Origin of the sequence: Paraburkholderia sp. J69-1, assembly GCF_905220255.1 — a bacterium.
Taxonomy (GTDB): Bacteria; Pseudomonadota; Gammaproteobacteria; order Burkholderiales; family Burkholderiaceae; genus Paraburkholderia.
This window is the reverse complement of sequence record NZ_CAJMZG010000007.1, coordinates 166,835-182,913: the sequence shown is the minus strand read 5'-3', so window position 1 is coordinate 182,913 and position 16,079 is coordinate 166,835. Positions and strand designations below refer to the sequence as shown.

Sequence of the window (16,079 nt, the reverse complement as noted above, 5' to 3'; positions counted from 1 at the left end):
TGACGTGGCAGGTTCAAAGTGCCACGGAATTCGAAGCGTCTTGGGTCTGGTTACTTTCGATCATGGTTCGGTATCCGAATTAATCGATCGAGGCGACGTTTTTGAATTGGAGAAGGCAAGATGAACAAGAGCTATCGGTCGGTTTGGAATGCGTCCACGGCGACCTGGACGGCGGTGCAGGAAAACGCGAAGGCCAAGGGGCGTGGGACGTCGCTGAAACTCGGCGAACCGGTGGCTTTCAAGGGCGGCGCATTGCGCGCACTCTCGCGCATGTTCGTGCTGGTGGCGGGCTGCGTGGGCCTGACCGTGCCGATGTTGGCTTCGGCTTCGGATCTTTGCGTGACGGATGCGTCGGGTAGCTACGACTATTCGACAACTGGACAGACGAGTGGCGGCAGCTGCGCAATCTCGCCGTCGACCTTCACGGGCCTCAATAACGCGAACTACGTCATTCTGGGCGATAGCGGCACGGCCGCGATGGCCATCAGCAACAACCAGTTCCAGTTTTACGTTCAGAACGCGTCGAACGGCACGGGTTCATACCTGACGTTCCAGAACCTCGGCACCGGCGGCGTGACGATCGACGGCCTTGCACCTGCCGCATTGAGCTCGTCCAGCCAGCAGGCTGTGAACGGCTCGCAGCTCTATGCGACCAACCAGAACGTCGCGAACATGACGACCACGCTGAACGCCATCACCAGCGGTGGCGGCGTCAAGTATTTCCATACCAATTCGTCGGGGGCAGATTCCGTTGCTATCGGCCAGGACAGCACAGCCATCGGGCCGGGCGCGAGCGCAAATAACGGCGAGGCCATTGCGTTCGGGCCGAATGCGACAGCGGGTGTGGCGGGATGGAGCCCGGGCGGGCAGGAAATCGCCATCGGCAGTGGTGCCGTCGCCAGATCCGGTGCCGCAATTGCGCTGGGAGCCAATGCGCGCACAGGCGTGACGGCGTTCTTCAACAACTCGTTCGACATGATTGCGATCGGCCGCAACGCCGACGCGGAATATGGCAGCAGCATTGCGCTTGGCGGCTATGCGCTTGCCGCACCGCCATCCAACGGTAGCAGTGGCGCAATTGGGTACGCCGTGGCGATCGGTGAATATGCGACCTCTACAGCGACCGGTGGGCTTGCGATCGGCGCGGTATCCAGCGTTTCGGCCACCGGCGGCGTCGCGCTTGGGTGGAGCTCGACGGTTAGCGGAACCAACGGGCTGGCGTTTGGCGCGAACTCGACCGCTGCGGGCACAAGCGCCATCGCATTGGGCACCGGTGCGAAGACTAGCGGAGCGAATGCCGTCGCAATAGGGGGGAGCGCAATGGGCAGCGGTGTTACATCGGTTGCCATGGGCGCTAACTCGAATGCCGCTGGTCAGGCCTCTGTTGCCATCGGCAACGGTTCGTATGGTGGACTTGATTATGCGACGTCGCTCGGCAATTACTCGTCGGCGAGCGGTGACCGTAGCGTTGCCGTGGGAGCGAGCGCCAAGGCTGCCGGCAGCTACTCGACTGCGTTGGGTACGCTTGCAAGCGCGGCGGGCATAACTTCGACGGCAGTGGGTGCGTCGGCGAATGCCAGCCAGACGAATGCAGTGGCGATCGGCAATGCCGCCAACGCATCGGTGGCGAATTCGGTCGCGTTGGGTAATGGTGCGACGACGACCGCTGCTGTTGCAACGGCGAGTGGGACGATTGGCGGAACGGCATACAACTACGCCGGCGCGACGCCTACGGGTGTTGTCAGCGTGGGCACGGCAGGCGCTACGCGCCAGATCCAGAACGTGGCGGCGGGTCAGATCACGGCGGCGAGCACCGATGCGGTGAACGGTTCGCAACTCTATGCAACGAACACGCAGGTTACGGCGAATTCGACGGGCATTGTCAATCTGCAAGGCTCGGTGACGACGCTTCAAGGTCAGATGACGTCTGTGCAGGGCCAGTTGACGACGCTGCAGGGCACGATGGCCGATGCGGTGGCGTATGACTCGTCGGCGCATGGCTCGGTGACGCTCGGTGGAGTGGGCGCGAGCGCGCCGGTGGCGTTGCGTAACGTGGCAGCCGGTTCGCTCGGCGTCTCCAGCACCGATGCCGTGAACGGCGCGCAGCTCTACGCGACGAACACGCAGGTGGCGAACAACGCTTCGTCGATTACGAGTCTCGATGGCCGCGTGACGCAGAACACCGTGGATATCTCGACGATCTATGGAAATCTCACGAACATCAGCGGGCAAATGGCCGATGCCGTTGCGTATGACTCGTCGGCGCATGCATCGGTGACGCTCGGTGGAGTGGGCGCCAGCACGCCGGTCGCGTTGCATAACGTTGCAGCAGGTACGCTCGGCGTATCGAGCACCGATGCCGTGAATGGCTCGCAACTCTACGCGACGAATACGCAGGTGGCGAACAACGCCTCCTCGATCACGAATCTTGATGGCCGCGTGACGCAGAACACCTCGGATATTTCGACGCTCAACGGCAATGTCACGAACCTTGATTCGCGTGTGACGCAGAACAGCTCGGATATCTCGACGCTCAGCAGCAGTATCACGAACATTAGCGGCACGATCGCCGATGCGGTGGCGTACGACTCGTCGGCGCATGGCTCGGTGACCTTGGGCGGTGTGGGCGCGAGCACGCCGGTGGCGCTGCGTAACGTTGCAGCAGGTACGCTCGGCGTATCGAGCACGGACGCCGTGAACGGCGCGCAACTCTACGCGACCAACGCAAACGTGACGAGTCTCCAGAATACCGTCACTAATCTCAGCAACGGTGTTGGGATCAAATATTTCCATGTCAATTCATCCATGGCCGACTCCAGCGCGTCAGCGTTGAACAGCACCGCAATTGGCCCGAACGCTCAGGGAGCCGGCACGGGTTCGACTGCGCTTGGGACCACCTCCTATGCGGGCCTGGATTTCACGACGGCCATCGGCAACGCAGCTTCGGCGACTGCGGATCGTAGCGTCGCGGTGGGTGCGAGCGCGAAGGCATCGGGGAGCTATTCGGTGGCGTTGGGGACCTTGGCGAATGCTGGCGGCGTCAATTCGGTCGCGCTCGGCAATTCTGCGAACGCGTCCGTGGCGAACTCGGTGGCAATCGGCAATGGTGCGACTACGACGGCAGCCGTCGCGACAGCTAGCGGCGTGATTGGCGGTACGACGTATAACTACGCTGGCGCAAACCCGACTAGTGTCATCAGCGTGGGTACCGCCGCCGCTACACGTCAAATTCAGAACGTAGCAGCGGGTCAGGTGGCGGCTGCGAGTACGGATGCGGTGAACGGTTCGCAACTGTACGCCACCAACACGCAGGTCAGCAGCAACGCTACGGCGATCACGAACCTGGATTCGCGTGTGACGCAGAACACCTCGGATATTTCGGCGATCTATGGAAATCTCACGAACATCAGCGGCACGATGGCCGATGCGGTGGCCTACGACTCGTCGGCGCATGGCTCGGTGACCTTGGGCGGTGTGGGCGCGAGCACGCCGGTCGCACTGCGTAACGTTGCAGCAGGCACGCTCAGCGTATCGAGCACCGATGCCGTGAACGGCTCGCAACTCTACGCGACGAATACGCAGGTGGCGAATAACACCTCCTCGATTACGAATCTCGATGGCCGCGTGACACAGAACAGCTCGGATATTTCGACGCTCAACGGCAATGTCACGAACCTTGATTCGCGTGTGACGCAGAACAGCTCGGAGATCTCGACGCTCACCAGCAGCATCACGAACATCAACGGCACGATGGCCGATGCGGTAGCGTACGACTCGTCGGCGCATGGATCGGTGACTTTGGGCGGTGTGGGCGCCAGCACGCCGGTCGCATTGCGTAACGTCGCGGCAGGCACGCTCAGCGTATCGAGCACCGATGCCGTGAACGGCGCGCAACTCTACGCGACGAACACGCAGGTGGCGAACAACGCCTCCTCGATTACCAACCTCGACGGCCGCGTAACGCAGAACAGCTCGGATATCTCGACGCTCACCAGCAGCATCACGAACATCAACGGCACGATGGCCGACGCGGTAGCGTACGACTCGTCGGCGCATGGATCGGTGACGCTCGGCGGAGTGGGCGCGAGCACGCCGGTCGCACTGCGCAACGTAGCAGCCGGTTCGCTCAGCGTATCCAGCACCGATGCCGTGAATGGTTCGCAGCTCTACGCGACCAACACCCAGGTCAGCAGCAACACCACGTCGATCACGAATCTGGATTCGCGCGTTTCGCAGAACTCCCAGGATATCGCCACCATCAACAGCAACATCACGAACCTCAACGGCACGATGGCCGATGCGCTGGTGTACGACTCGATCGCACACACCTCGGTGACGCTGGGCGGCGTGGGCGCGATCGTGCCGGTGATGCTGCGCAACGTGGCCGCAGGCGGCGTCAGCGCGTCGAGCACGGACGCCGTGAACGGTTCGCAACTCTTCGCGACCAATCAGCAGACTGGCAGCAACACGTCGGCGATCACGAACCTGGACGCCCGCGTAACGCAGAACACGACCGACCTCAGCAACCTGACAAACAACATCAACAACAGTGTCGTGGGCCTCGTTCAGCAGGATGGGACGACGCAGGACATCACGGTGGCGAAGAGTCTGGATGGCACGGTCGTCGACTTTACCGGCACGGCGGGCACCCGCAAGCTCACGGGTATTTCGGCAGGCGCGGTGAATGCATCGAGCGCCGATGCCGTGAACGGCGCGCAGCTTTACGCGGTGGCAAACTCCACTGCGAACGCACTGGGCGGCGGTTCGACCGTCAACGCGGACGGCACGATCACCGGCCCGACCTACACCATCGGTGGCAGCACGTACACGAATATGGGCAGCGCGCTGACCAACATCGACAGCCGCGTGTCGAGCATCGAAACGCAGGTCAACAACGTGGCGGGCGGTGTGGCGAATGCGGTGCAGTACGATTCGCCGGCGCACGACAAGGTCTCGTTGGGCAATGCGGGCATGACGGTGCAACTTACGAATCTCTCGGACGCCGTGCTCTCGGAAACGAGCACCGACGCCGTAACGGGCGCGCAACTCTACAAGACGAATCAGGATGTCTCGAACCTGACTCAGGCGATCCAGAACATCGGCGATACGTCTTCGCAGTACATCTCGATCAACACGTCGAGCGGTGCGGCGACGGCTACGGGCGATAACGCGGTGGCGCAGGGCGGCGGCGCTTCGGCTTCGGGTTCGAACTCGACGGCGATGGGCAACAACGCAGCGGCGACGGCGGACAATGCCGTGGCGATCGGCGCGAACTCGGTAGCGGATCAGGCCAATACGGTTTCCGTCGGTTCGCAGGGCAACGAGCGCCGTATCACCAACGTGGCCGACGGCCAGGCGCCTACGGACGCCGTGAACATGCGTCAGTTCCAGGCTGGCATGAGCGACCTTCAGCGCAACGCGTACAGCGGTGTGGCCGCCGCAACCGCGCTGACCATGATCCCCGATGTCGATCACGGCAAGAGTATTGCGGTCGGTGTCGGCACGGCCAACTACAAGGGCTATCAGGCGACGGCGCTCGGTGCATCGGCGCGTATCAGCCAGAACCTCAAGGTGAAGGCAGGCGCAGGTTATAGCGCTGGCGGCGGCACGACGGTGGGCGCCGGCATGTCATATCAGTGGTAATCGACTGATATATTCCAACGCAAAGCGGACACCTTATGGTGTCCGCTTTTTTTATTTCAACGACGAAATGGCGTCCAAACCGGCGTGGTTTCGTCCCAGTTATCGAGTTCCGAGTTTTGTGGAGACATGATTCGGCATCCTTATCGAATGGATTAATGCAAAGTTATTCGCCGGCGCGAGCCACGCGCGTCGTATCGCTGTCGCGGCTTTCCTGCAGCGCGATGCGTTGAGCCTGCGTGCGGCCAATCAAGCTTTGCTCGGGATAGCTGGTCTTGTTCAACGCGGGCAGCGTGCCGTTGCGATAAGCCTCGACGATTTCCGCCTTCACTTGAGCGCGCGTCTTCGGTGCGCTGTTGTCGTTGCTCAGAACCGGCTCGACTTGTGCCGTGGTCTGCGTGTTGGCCTGCGCCGTGGCCGCCGTCGTATCTTGCGGGCCATACGTGCCGGCGCGGCCAATACCGCCTGCCAACGCCGATGCGCTGGCAGCGAGCGTGACGATAACCGTAGCGGCGAGGGTGCTTGCGAGAGTGCGTTTCATGATCTGCTCCTTTGTGAAGGTGCCGCGAGTGCCGGGTTTCGAATCGGGCGCTGCGGCGACAGGAGCAAATGTAGGCGGATGGGCGCGCGCGATAAACGGCCCGAATACGAAAGGAATTGTCGAAAATACGGAACAATCCCTGCGCTTCAAATGACGACGCTCGCCGGCAATCTCTTGCCTGGCGAGCGTTTCAACGGGGCCGGAACCCCTGAAAAAGCAGCCGGAAACCCGCCTGAAAAATCAGGCAGCCCACTCCGTAATGACCGGCGTTTCCAGGTTCGGCGCGGATTCGCGCTCTTCCAGCGTGCGCAGCGTGCAGGTTTTGTCGAGCGATGCGCGGCCCGAAAGCAGCGGGCAACGGTCGAACACTTCCGCGATCCAGTCGACGAAAACACGCACTTTCGGCGAGAGATGGCGGCTGTGCGGATAGACCGCGGAAATCGGCATCGGCAGCGGTTTGTAGTCGGGCAGCACCTCGACGAGTTCGCCTGATTTCAGATACGGCAGCACCATGTAGCGCGGCGCCTGGATCAGCCCGAAGCCTTCGATACCGCAGGTTACGTAGGCATCCGCATCGTTCACCGACACCATGCTCTTGAGCTTGACCTCGACTTCCTTGTTATCGACAAGAAAAGCCCAGTCGATCACGCGGCCCGTGCGGCTCGAAAAATAATTCACGGCGCGATGCTCGGCCAGTTCTTCGAGCGTGGTGGGCGTGCCGCTGCGCTCCAGATACGCGGGCGCGGCGCACGAAACCCCTTCAAACAGGCCGATCCGGCGCGCCACCAGCGACGAATCCTGCAGCGCGCCCACGCGTACCACGCAATCCACGCCTTCCTGCAGCAGGTCGACGGGGCGATCGGTCAAGCCCAGTTGCAGGTCGATATCCGGGTAGCGCGTGTGGAATTCGCACAGCGAGGGAATGACGATCAGGCGTCCGATCGAACCCGGCATGTCGATGCGCAGCTTGCCATGCGGCTTGCGGTTGCGGTCCTGGAACGTCAGCTCGGTTTCTTCGACATCCGCAAGAATGCGCACGCAGCGCTCGTAGTACGCGGCGCCATCCGGCGTGAGCGAGAGGCGGCGCGTGGTGCGATGCATGAGACGCACGCCAAGGAACGCTTCGAGATTCTGGATGATCGTCGTGACCGAGGCGCGCGGCATGTCGAGCGTTTCCGCGGCGCGGGTGAAGCTGTTGGTGTCCACGACGCGGGTGAACACCTGCATGGCCTGAAGGCGGTCCATTACCACTCTCCAAAAGACATCGGACGCACGCCGCGCGGCGCCCCGCAAAAGCGAGGCCAGGGCGACTAAAGGAAACACATTGTTCAGGTGCGCCGAATTGTGTTGCCGGATTATAGGCATTTATTTGCAAGTCTGCCGAACCCACAATTCGCACCATTCGAATTTACTTTCGCGCTTTGCGCCGTTTCGATATGGATGCCTTTAAACGTTCGACCCCGTGGAATTCCGCCGATCAGGCCGCGCCTGACGTGGCTGCCGAAGTGGCGCCCGATGTTGCACCGGCGCAAGCCACGCCCGCGCGCAGACTGGCTGCGGCGCCTGCGCCGAAGGCCCGCGCGGCAGCCATCGAGGTCAACGAAGTGACGATCGAAGGCCACGCGCAGGACATCGTATTGCGGCTTTATCGTCCGCAGGGCGCGACCAATCTGCCGGTGCTGCTCTATTTTCATGGCGGCGGTTTCGTGCGCGGCACGCTCGACGATGCGGAAAAAGCCAGCCGCTTTTTCGCAGAACGCTTACCGGCGCTGGTGGTGTCGGTGGGTTATTCGCTGGCGCCGCAGTTTCCGTTTCCGGCCGCGCCCGAAGACGCGCATCGCGCCGCGCAATGGGTGCTCACGCGTGCGCGCGCCTTTGGCGGCAGCGCTAAACGCATTGTCGCGGCGGGACACGATGCGGGCGGCCAGATCGCCAATGTGCTCGCGTTTATCGGCCGTGATCGCGGCGACGTGAAGCTCGCCGCGCAGGCCCTGTTCGCGCCGATGCTCGACCCCAGCCTCACGCGTCTGGGCGACGAAGCGCGCCTCGCCTCCGATATTTCGGCGAGCGAATGCGCGGCCTGTTATCGCGCCTATCTGCCCGAAGCCGCGCAGCGGATGCACCCTTACGCTGCACCGCTGGAGTGCACGCGTCTGGCGGGCTTGCCGCCCACGTTCATCGTCACGGCGCAAAACGACGTACTGCATATCGAAGCGGAAAAGTACGCCACGCGCCTGATCGAAGCGGGCGTACGCACCCATGTGATGCGTTACCCGAGCGTATCGCACGCGCAGATTGGCGCGCATCCCGAAGCGCTGGCCGAAGCGGTGCGCTTTTTCCGCTGCTGTTTCGAATCCGGTTCGTGTTGATGGCGAACGCCACGCACCAAAGATCGTATTCAACCAACAAAAAAATCATTCATCTTTCTGGAGCCCGGCATGTCACTTAACTCGCATTCCCGCACGCGTATCGCGCTCGCGGTCGTTGCCGTACTCGTCGTCGCGGGTCTCGGCACCCTGGGCGCGATGCGCCTGAACACGCACACGGCTGTTGCCGCCGAAGCGCCGCCCGCGCCCGAAGTGGACGTCGCAGCCGTGCTGAAGCGCAATATCACCGATTGGCAGAGCTATTCGGGCCGCCTGGCAGCCGTCGAAAAAGTCGATGTCCGACCTCAGGTCTCGGGCACGATTGTTTCGGTGAACTTCCGTGATGGCGCGCTCGTGAAGAAGGGCGACACGCTGTTCGTGATCGATCCGCGTCCGTATCAGGCGGCCGTCGATCAGGCCGCCGCGCAACTGGCCGCCGCGCAGGCGCGCACCGGTTACGCGCAAAGCGACTGGGAGCGCGCGCAACGTCTGATTGGCGATAACGCCATCGCCAAACGCGATTACGACGAGAAGCAGAACGCGTCGCGCGAAGCGAATGCGAACCTGAAGGCCGCGCAGGCCGCGCTCGAAGCCGCGCAGATCAACCTCGGCTTCACGCGCATCGTCGCGCCGGTTGCGGGCCGTGTTTCACGCGCGGAAATCACCGTGGGCAATGTGGTGTCGGCAGGCGCGAGCGCGCCGCCGCTCACGACGCTGGTGTCGGTTTCGCCGATCTACGCCGAATTCGACGCCGACGAGCAAACCTATCTCGACTACATCAGCCGCATGAAGGATGGCTCGAAGGTGCCGGTGGATCTGGGTCTTGCGAACGAAACAGGTTATTCGCGCTCGGGCACGATCGAATCGGTCGATAACCGGCTCGATACGTCGTCGGGCACGATCCGCGTGCGCGCGCGCTTCGATAACGCCGATGGCGCGCTCGTGCCGGGCCTCTACGCCCGCATCAAGGTGAGCGGCAGCGCGCCGCATCCGGCGCTGCTGGTGGACGAAGCCGCCATCGGCACCGATCAGGACAAGAAGTACGTCTACGTGGTCGATGGCACGGGCAAGGTGGCGTATCGCAATGTGCAGATCGGCGGCCAGCAGGGCAATCTGCGCGTGATTCTCGACGGCTTGCAGGCTGGCGATCATGTGGTCGTGAACGGCACGCAGCGTGTGCGTCCGGGCGCGGCCGTGCGCTCGCATATGGTGCCGATGAACGGCGACCCGGACGGCGACGCCGCTTCGGCAATGGCCACGCAATCTCCCGCAAAGGACGCAAAGGCTTCCTGACGTGTAGCGATGCACAGATGGCGCATGGCGCCGTCTGCGCGATGCTCGCACCAAGTTAGTCATCCGAAATAAAAGAGCGACCCATGAACATATCGAAATTCTTCATCGACCGGCCGATCTTCGCGGGCGTGCTGTCCGTGCTGATCCTGCTGGCCGGGGTGATCGCACTGTTCCAGTTGCCGATCTCCGAATACCCCGAAGTCGTGCCGCCTTCGGTGGTCGTCCACGCACAGTATCCGGGCGCGAACCCGAAAGTGATCGCCGAAGCAGTGGCCGCGCCGCTGGAAGAGCAGATCAACGGCGTCGAGAACATGCTGTACATGCAGTCGCAGACCAATAGCGACGGCAATCTCACGCTGACCGTCACGTTCCGTCTGGGCACCGATCCCGACAAGGCCACGCAGCTGGTGCAAAACCGCGTGAATCAGGCTTTGCCGCGTCTGCCGGAGGATGTGCAGCGCCTGGGCATCACCACCATCAAAAGCTCGCCGACGCTCACGATGGTGGTTCACCTGATCTCGCCGAACAACCAGTACGACATGACGTATCTGCGCAACTACGCGCTGCTCAACGTCAAGGATCGCCTGTCCAATATTCAGGGCGTGGGCGAAGTGCAGTTGTGGGGTTCGGGCGATTACGCCATGCGCGTGTGGCTCGATCCGCAGAAGGTGGCGCAGCGCAATCTCACCGCGCAGGATGTGGTGAATGCGATTCGCGAGCAGAACGTGCAGGTGGCGGCCGGTGTGATCGGCGCATCGCCTAGCGTGCCGGGCACGCCGCTGCAACTGAACGTGAACGCGCGCGGGCGTCTGCGCACGGAAAGCGAATTCGGCGACATCATCGTCAAGACCAATCCCGATGGCGGCGTGACGTATCTGCGCGATATCGCGCGTATCGAACTGGCCGCTTCGGAATATGGCCTGCGTTCGCTGCTCGATAACAAGCCGGCCGTTGCGCTCGCAATCAATCAGGCGCCGGGTGCAAATTCGCTCGCGATTTCCGAACAGGTGCGCGCGGCGATGAAGGACCTCAAGCAGGACATGCCCGCAGGCGTGGACTACAAGATCGTCTATGACCCGACGCAGTTCGTGCGCTCGAGTATCGAGGCCGTGGTGCACACGCTGCTCGAAGCGATTGCGCTGGTCGTGGTCGTGGTGATCGTGTTCCTGCAAACGTGGCGCGCGTCGATCATTCCGTTGATTGCCGTGCCGGTGTCGATTGTCGGGACGTTCTCGCTGCTGCTGGCGTTTGGTTTCTCGATCAATGCGTTGTCGCTGTTCGGCATGGTGCTGGCAATCGGCATCGTGGTGGACGATGCGATCGTGGTGGTGGAGAACGTCGAGCGCAATATCGCGAGCGGTTTATCGGCGCGAGATGCCACGTATAAGGCCATGCAGGAAGTGAGCGGGCCGATTATCGCCATTGCGCTGACGCTGGTGGCCGTGTTCGTGCCGCTCGCCTTCATGAGCGGTCTCACGGGCCAGTTCTACAAGCAGTTCGCGATGACCATCGCCATTTCGACGGTGATCTCGGCGTTCAATTCGCTCACGCTCTCGCCTGCGCTTTCCGCACTGCTGCTGCGCGGCCACGATGCGAAGGAAGACTGGCTGACGCGCGGCATGAATCGCGTGCTGGGCGGCTTTTTCAAGCGCTTCAACAAGGTGTTCCATCGCGGTTCGGAGAGCTACGGCCGCGGCGTGAATGGCGTGCTGCGCCGCAAGGGCGCGATGCTCGTGGTCTATGTGCTGCTGCTGGGCGCGACCGTGTTGATGGCGCGTATCGTGCCGGGCGGTTTCGTGCCCGCGCAGGACAAGGAGTATCTGATCGCCTTCACGCAGTTGCCGAACGGCGCCTCGCTCGATCGCACGGAAAACGTGATTCGCGAGATGAGTTCGATCGCGCTGAAGCAGCCTGGCGTGGAAAGCGCCGTGGCGTTCCCGGGTCTCTCGGTGAACGGCTTCACGAATAGTTCGAGCGCGGGCATTGTGTTCGTCACGCTCAAGCCGTTCAAGGAGCGCAAAGGCAAGGCTTTGTCCGCGGGTGCGATTGCGGGCGCGCTGAATCAGCAATACGGCGCGATCAAGGACTCGTTTATCGCTGTGTTCCCGCCGCCGCCGGTGCTCGGTCTCGGCACGCTTGGCGGTTTCAAGTTGCAGCTGGAGGATCACGGTGCGCTCGGTTATGAAGCGCTCAACCGCGCGACGCAGGACTTTGTGAAGCGCGCGTCGCAGACCAAGGAGCTGGGCCCGACGTTCTCGAACTATCAGATCAACGTGCCGCAACTGAATGTCGATCTCGACCGCACCAAGGCCAAGCAGCTTGGCGTGCCGGTGACGGATGTGTTCGACACGATGCAGATTTACCTGGGCTCGCTGTACGTGAACGACTTCAACCGCTTCGGACGCGTCTATCAGGTGCGCGTGCAGGCCGATGCGCCGTTCCGCCAGAAGGCCGACGACATCCTGCAACTGAAGACGCGTAACGCCGCTGGCGATATGGTGCCGCTCTCGTCGCTGGTGACGGTGTCGCCCACGTACGGCCCCGAAATGGTGGTGCGTTACAACGGCTACACCGCAGCGGATATCAACGGCGGTCCCGCGCCGGGTTATTCGTCGGGTCAGGCGCAGGCCGCGGCCGAACGCATTGCGGCGGAAGTGCTGCCGCGCGGCGTGAAGTTCGAATGGACCGACCTCACGTATCAGCAGGTGCTCGCGGGCAATGCCGGTGTCTGGGTGTTCCCGATCAGCGTGCTGCTGGTGTTCCTCGTGCTGGCCGCGCTGTACGAAAGCCTGACGCTGCCGCTCGCCGTGATCCTGATCGTGCCGATGAGCGTGCTGTGTGCGCTGACCGGCGTGTGGCTCACACAGGGCGACAACAACATCTTCACGCAGATCGGCTTGATGGTGCTGGTGGGGCTGGCGTCGAAGAACGCGATTCTGATCGTGGAATTCGCCCGCGAACTGGAGCATGACGGCCATACGCCGCTGTCCGCGGCGATCGAAGCGAGCCGCCTGCGTCTGCGCCCGATTCTGATGACGTCGATCGCATTCATCATGGGTGTGGTGCCGCTCGTGCTGTCGTCGGGGGCGGGTTCGGAAATGCGCCATGCGATGGGGATTGCGGTGTTCTTCGGCATGCTGGGCGTGACCGCGTTCGGTCTGCTGCTCACGCCGGTGTTCTACGTGGTGTTGCGCACGCTCGCGGGCGGCAAGATTCACGTGGCGCAGAAGGACAACGCGCGCCATACGCCCGACACGGTGGATGCGTAAGGAAGGATGATCAAGATGACTAACTATTCGTTCTCGCAAGGCATGACAAGTCCGTTGTGGCGCCGTACGCGTCTCGCGCTGGGCGTGGCGCTGTTTGCGTGGCTCGCGGCCTGCTCGGTCGAGCCCACTTACAAGGTGCCCGACGCGGGCGTGCCCGATGCGTACAAGGAAGCGCCGCAGCAGACGCAACCGGCCGGTCCGCATGACGTGGGTTCGTGGACGGCCGCGCAGCCCGCCGACGATGCGCATCGCGGCGAGTGGTGGAAGGTGTTCGGCGACCCGACGCTCGACCAGCTCGAAGAGCAGGCGCAGTCGGCCAACCAGGACCTCAAGGCGGCGGCCGCGCGCGTGCAGCAGGCGCGGGCGGTCACCCAGGCGGCGCGCGCGTCGTGGTTCCCGTCGCTCGACGCGGGCTTTGGGCCGACTTACGAGCACGCTTCGCCGGCTTCGCAGTATCTGCCGCAGAACACCAGTGTGCCGACGCAAACGCTCTGGCGCGCGCAGGCCACGACAAGCTACGAAGCCGATCTGTTCGGCCGCGTGAGTTCGAACGTGAACGCCGCGCGCTCGGACGCGCAGCAAAGCGAAGCGCTGTTCCGTTCGGTGCAACTGGCCTTGCAGGCCGATGTCGCGCAGAACTACTTCCAGTTGCGCCAGTTCGATTCCGATGCCGATCTGTATCGCCGCACCGTGACGCTGCGCGCAGACGCGCTCAAGCTGGTCGAGCGCCGCTTCAAGGAAGGCGATATCAGCGAGCTGGACGTTTCGCAGGCGCGCAATGAACTGGCGAGCGCGCGCGCCGATGCCGTCGGGGTGGCGCGTCAGCGTGCAGCTTCGGAGCATAGTCTGGCGATTCTGCTGGGCAAGGCGCCGGCCGATTTCACGTTCGCGCAGGCGCCGCTCGTGCCGGTCACGGCGCGCGTGCCGGCGGGTCTGCCTTCGACGCTGCTCGAACGCCGTCCCGATATCGCCGCCGCGGAGCGCGCGATGGCCGCCGCGAACGCGCGCGTCGGTCTGGCGAAATCGGCGTTCTTTCCGAAGCTCGATATCACCGGCGCGTTCGGCTACGAGTCGACCACGCTCGGCGATCTGTTCATGTGGTCGAGCCGCGCGTTCTTCCTCGGGCCGCTCGCGGGCACGGCGCTCACGGTGCCGCTGTTCGACGGCGGCCGCCGCACGGCCGATCTGGCCCAGGCGCGCGCGAAGTACGACGAGGATGTCGCGCAGTATCGGCAGCAGGTGCTGGTGGCGTTCCGCGAAGTCGAGGACAACCTCTCCGATCTGCGTCTGCTCGACGATCAGATCCGCGAGCAGAACGACGCCGTGAGTGCCTCGGAGCGCGCCGCGCATCTCTCGCGCACGCAGTACGAAGAGGGCGAGGTCAGCTATCTGAACGTGATCGATAGCGAGCGCTCGGTGCTGGTTTCGCAGCTTCAGGCGAGCCACCTGGAAGGCTCGCAGGCAGTGGCGACGGTCAACCTGATCCGCGCGCTGGGCGGCGGCTGGGGCGACCCGAAGCCCGCTGCGCAGCCCGATGGCGCACCACCGCTCGCGTCGCGATAAACGGGCGCTGGGCGCTCCTCTGCTGGGCCCTCGCGGCTGGCCGGTATGCAAGCGCATATCGCCAGCCGCGATTTCATTTGCGGAAACGATTCGTAGCCTGCCCAAGCGCGCGCCACTATCATCGGTCGATCGAAGCTGGAGCGGATGGCGCGTGCGCCCCAGCTCCGGGCACCGCGCAACTCATTCGGGACACCTGGCATGAACGATCCACGGCCGCCGCAGACGCACCCTTCAACCGAGCCTACGAACGGCGATGCGCGTCTCGCGACGCTGATCGAGAGCTTGCGCGCGAGCGCCGCGCGCCGCGATCTGGCGGGCGGTCACGCGGCCGCCGAAAAGCAGTTGATCGCCGATGCCGGGCTGCTCACGCTGGCGGTGCCGCAGGAATTTGGCGGGCGTCTGGGCGCGGACGGTTCCGGCTGGAGCGCGCCGTATCGGACCATCCGCCAGATTGCGCGGGTGGATAGCGCGCTTGCGCATCTGCTCGGCTTCGAGTTCTTGCAGATCGCGACCGTCGATCTCTGGGGCAACGCCACGCAGCGCGCGAACTGGCTGCAAGGCACGGTCGAGCATCGCTGGTGGTGGGGCAACGCGGTGAATCCGCTCGATACGCGTCTGATCGCGCAGGCCGATGGCGCGGGCGGCTGGCGTCTGCACGGCAAGAAGGGATTTTGTTCCGGCACCACGGGCTCGCAGCTGATGACCGTGAGCGGCCATGATCCGGCGAGCGGCAACCCGGTGTTCGCCGTCGTGCCGACCACGCGCGCGGGCATCACCGTTCACGACGACTGGGACCCGATCGGCCAGCGTCAGACCGATAGCGGTACGGTCTCGTTCGATGCCGTCGAGGTGCTCGCCGCCGAGGTGCTGCATCGGCCGGATACGCCGCGTGCGTCGCTGCGCACGCTGGTTTCGCAACTGGTGCTGACCAATCTGTTTGTTGGCCTCGCGGAAGGCGCGCTCGAAGAGGCGCGCGAATATGTGCTGGCCAATGGTCGTCCGTGGGTCAATTCGGGCGTGCAGCACGCCGTGGACGATCCGTATCTGCAACAGCGCTTCGGCGAGATGCGCATCAAGGCGCTGTCCGCCGCGGTGCTGGCGGATCGCGCGGCGGCGATTCTCGATCACGCCTGGCAGCAGGGCGACGCACTTCAGGCCGCCACCCGCGCCGAAGTTTCGCTTGCCGTATCGGAGGCGAAGATCGTCGCGCATCGTGCGGCGCTGGATGCAGGCGAGCAACTGTTCGACGCCTGCGGCGCTCGCGCGACCAACGCCGCACTCGCGCTCGACCGCTTCTGGCGCAATGCGCGCGTGCATACGCTGCACGATCCGCTCGACTATCGCGTGCGCGACGTGGGCCGTCACGCGCTCACGCGAGAACTGCCGCAGCCATCGCTGTACACTTGA

8 protein-coding genes are annotated in these 16,079 nt (G+C 63.5%); 6 read left to right on the top strand and 2 right to left on the bottom strand.

Features of this window, described 5'->3' with window-relative positions; all coding sequences use genetic code 11:
• The first annotated feature begins 120 nt into the window (after positions 1 to 120).
• Positions 121 to 5,643: a YadA-like family protein gene (locus U5A67_RS14795; protein WP_321815094.1), complete on the top strand. Its 5,523-nt coding sequence runs from the start codon at positions 121 to 123 to the stop codon at positions 5,641 to 5,643.
• 163 nt (positions 5,644 to 5,806) lie between these two features.
• On the opposite strand, the gene U5A67_RS14790 is transcribed toward U5A67_RS14795, so the two are convergent.
• Together U5A67_RS14790 and U5A67_RS14785 are read right to left on the bottom strand one after the other, a co-directional pair.
• Complete coding sequence (locus U5A67_RS14790) at positions 5,807 to 6,181, bottom strand: DUF4148 domain-containing protein (RefSeq protein WP_321815095.1); 375 nt, start codon at positions 6,179 to 6,181, stop codon at positions 5,807 to 5,809.
• A gap of 240 nt (positions 6,182 to 6,421) precedes the next feature.
• Positions 6,422 to 7,426 carry a LysR family transcriptional regulator gene (locus U5A67_RS14785; protein WP_205985412.1) on the bottom strand — a complete coding sequence of 335 codons (1,005 nt, stop codon included), beginning with the start codon at positions 7,424 to 7,426 and terminating at the stop codon, positions 6,422 to 6,424.
• Positions 7,427 to 7,617: 191 nt separating this feature from the next.
• On the opposite strand from U5A67_RS14785, the gene U5A67_RS14780 reads away from it, so the two are divergent.
• The 5 genes from U5A67_RS14780 to U5A67_RS14760 all read left to right on the top strand — a co-directional run bounded on the left by U5A67_RS14780 (position 7,618) and on the right by U5A67_RS14760 (position 16,079).
• Entirely contained in the window at positions 7,618 to 8,550 is a 933-nt protein-coding gene (locus tag U5A67_RS14780; RefSeq protein ID WP_321815096.1) for an alpha/beta hydrolase, read from the top strand.
• 69 nt (positions 8,551 to 8,619) lie between these two features.
• Complete coding sequence (locus tag U5A67_RS14775) at positions 8,620 to 9,840, top strand: efflux RND transporter periplasmic adaptor subunit (protein WP_205985410.1); 1,221 nt, start codon at positions 8,620 to 8,622, stop codon at positions 9,838 to 9,840.
• Between the two features lie 83 nt (positions 9,841 to 9,923).
• On the top strand, positions 9,924 to 13,109 hold the full coding sequence (locus tag U5A67_RS14770) for an efflux RND transporter permease subunit (RefSeq protein ID WP_321815097.1): 3,186 nt from the start codon (positions 9,924 to 9,926) through the stop codon (positions 13,107 to 13,109).
• 42 nt (positions 13,110 to 13,151) lie between these two features.
• A complete protein-coding gene (locus tag U5A67_RS14765) occupies positions 13,152 to 14,672 on the top strand; it encodes an efflux transporter outer membrane subunit (protein WP_321815216.1) in 1,521 nt (506 codons plus the stop codon).
• Positions 14,673 to 14,870: 198 nt separating this feature from the next.
• On the top strand, positions 14,871 to 16,079 hold the full coding sequence (locus tag U5A67_RS14760; protein ID WP_321815098.1) for an acyl-CoA dehydrogenase family protein: 1,209 nt from the start codon (positions 14,871 to 14,873) through the stop codon (positions 16,077 to 16,079).

Excerpts from the sequence above, each read along its gene's own strand:
- U5A67_RS14795 (WP_321815094.1), top strand. The coding sequence starts at position 121 with ATGAACAAGAGCTATCGGTCGGTTTGGAATGCGTCCACGGCGACCTGG.
- U5A67_RS14770 (WP_321815097.1), top strand. The coding sequence starts at position 9,924 with ATGAACATATCGAAATTCTTCATCGACCGGCCGATCTTCGCGGGCGTG.
- U5A67_RS14780 (WP_321815096.1), top strand. The coding sequence starts at position 7,618 with ATGGATGCCTTTAAACGTTCGACCCCGTGGAATTCCGCCGATCAGGCC.
- U5A67_RS14760 (WP_321815098.1), top strand. The coding sequence starts at position 14,871 with ATGAACGATCCACGGCCGCCGCAGACGCACCCTTCAACCGAGCCTACG.
- U5A67_RS14785 (WP_205985412.1), bottom strand. The coding sequence starts at position 7,426 with ATGGACCGCCTTCAGGCCATGCAGGTGTTCACCCGCGTCGTGGACACC.
- U5A67_RS14765 (WP_321815216.1), top strand. The coding sequence starts at position 13,152 with ATGACAAGTCCGTTGTGGCGCCGTACGCGTCTCGCGCTGGGCGTGGCG.
- U5A67_RS14790 (WP_321815095.1), bottom strand. The coding sequence starts at position 6,181 with ATGAAACGCACTCTCGCAAGCACCCTCGCCGCTACGGTTATCGTCACG.
- U5A67_RS14775 (WP_205985410.1), top strand. The coding sequence starts at position 8,620 with ATGTCACTTAACTCGCATTCCCGCACGCGTATCGCGCTCGCGGTCGTT.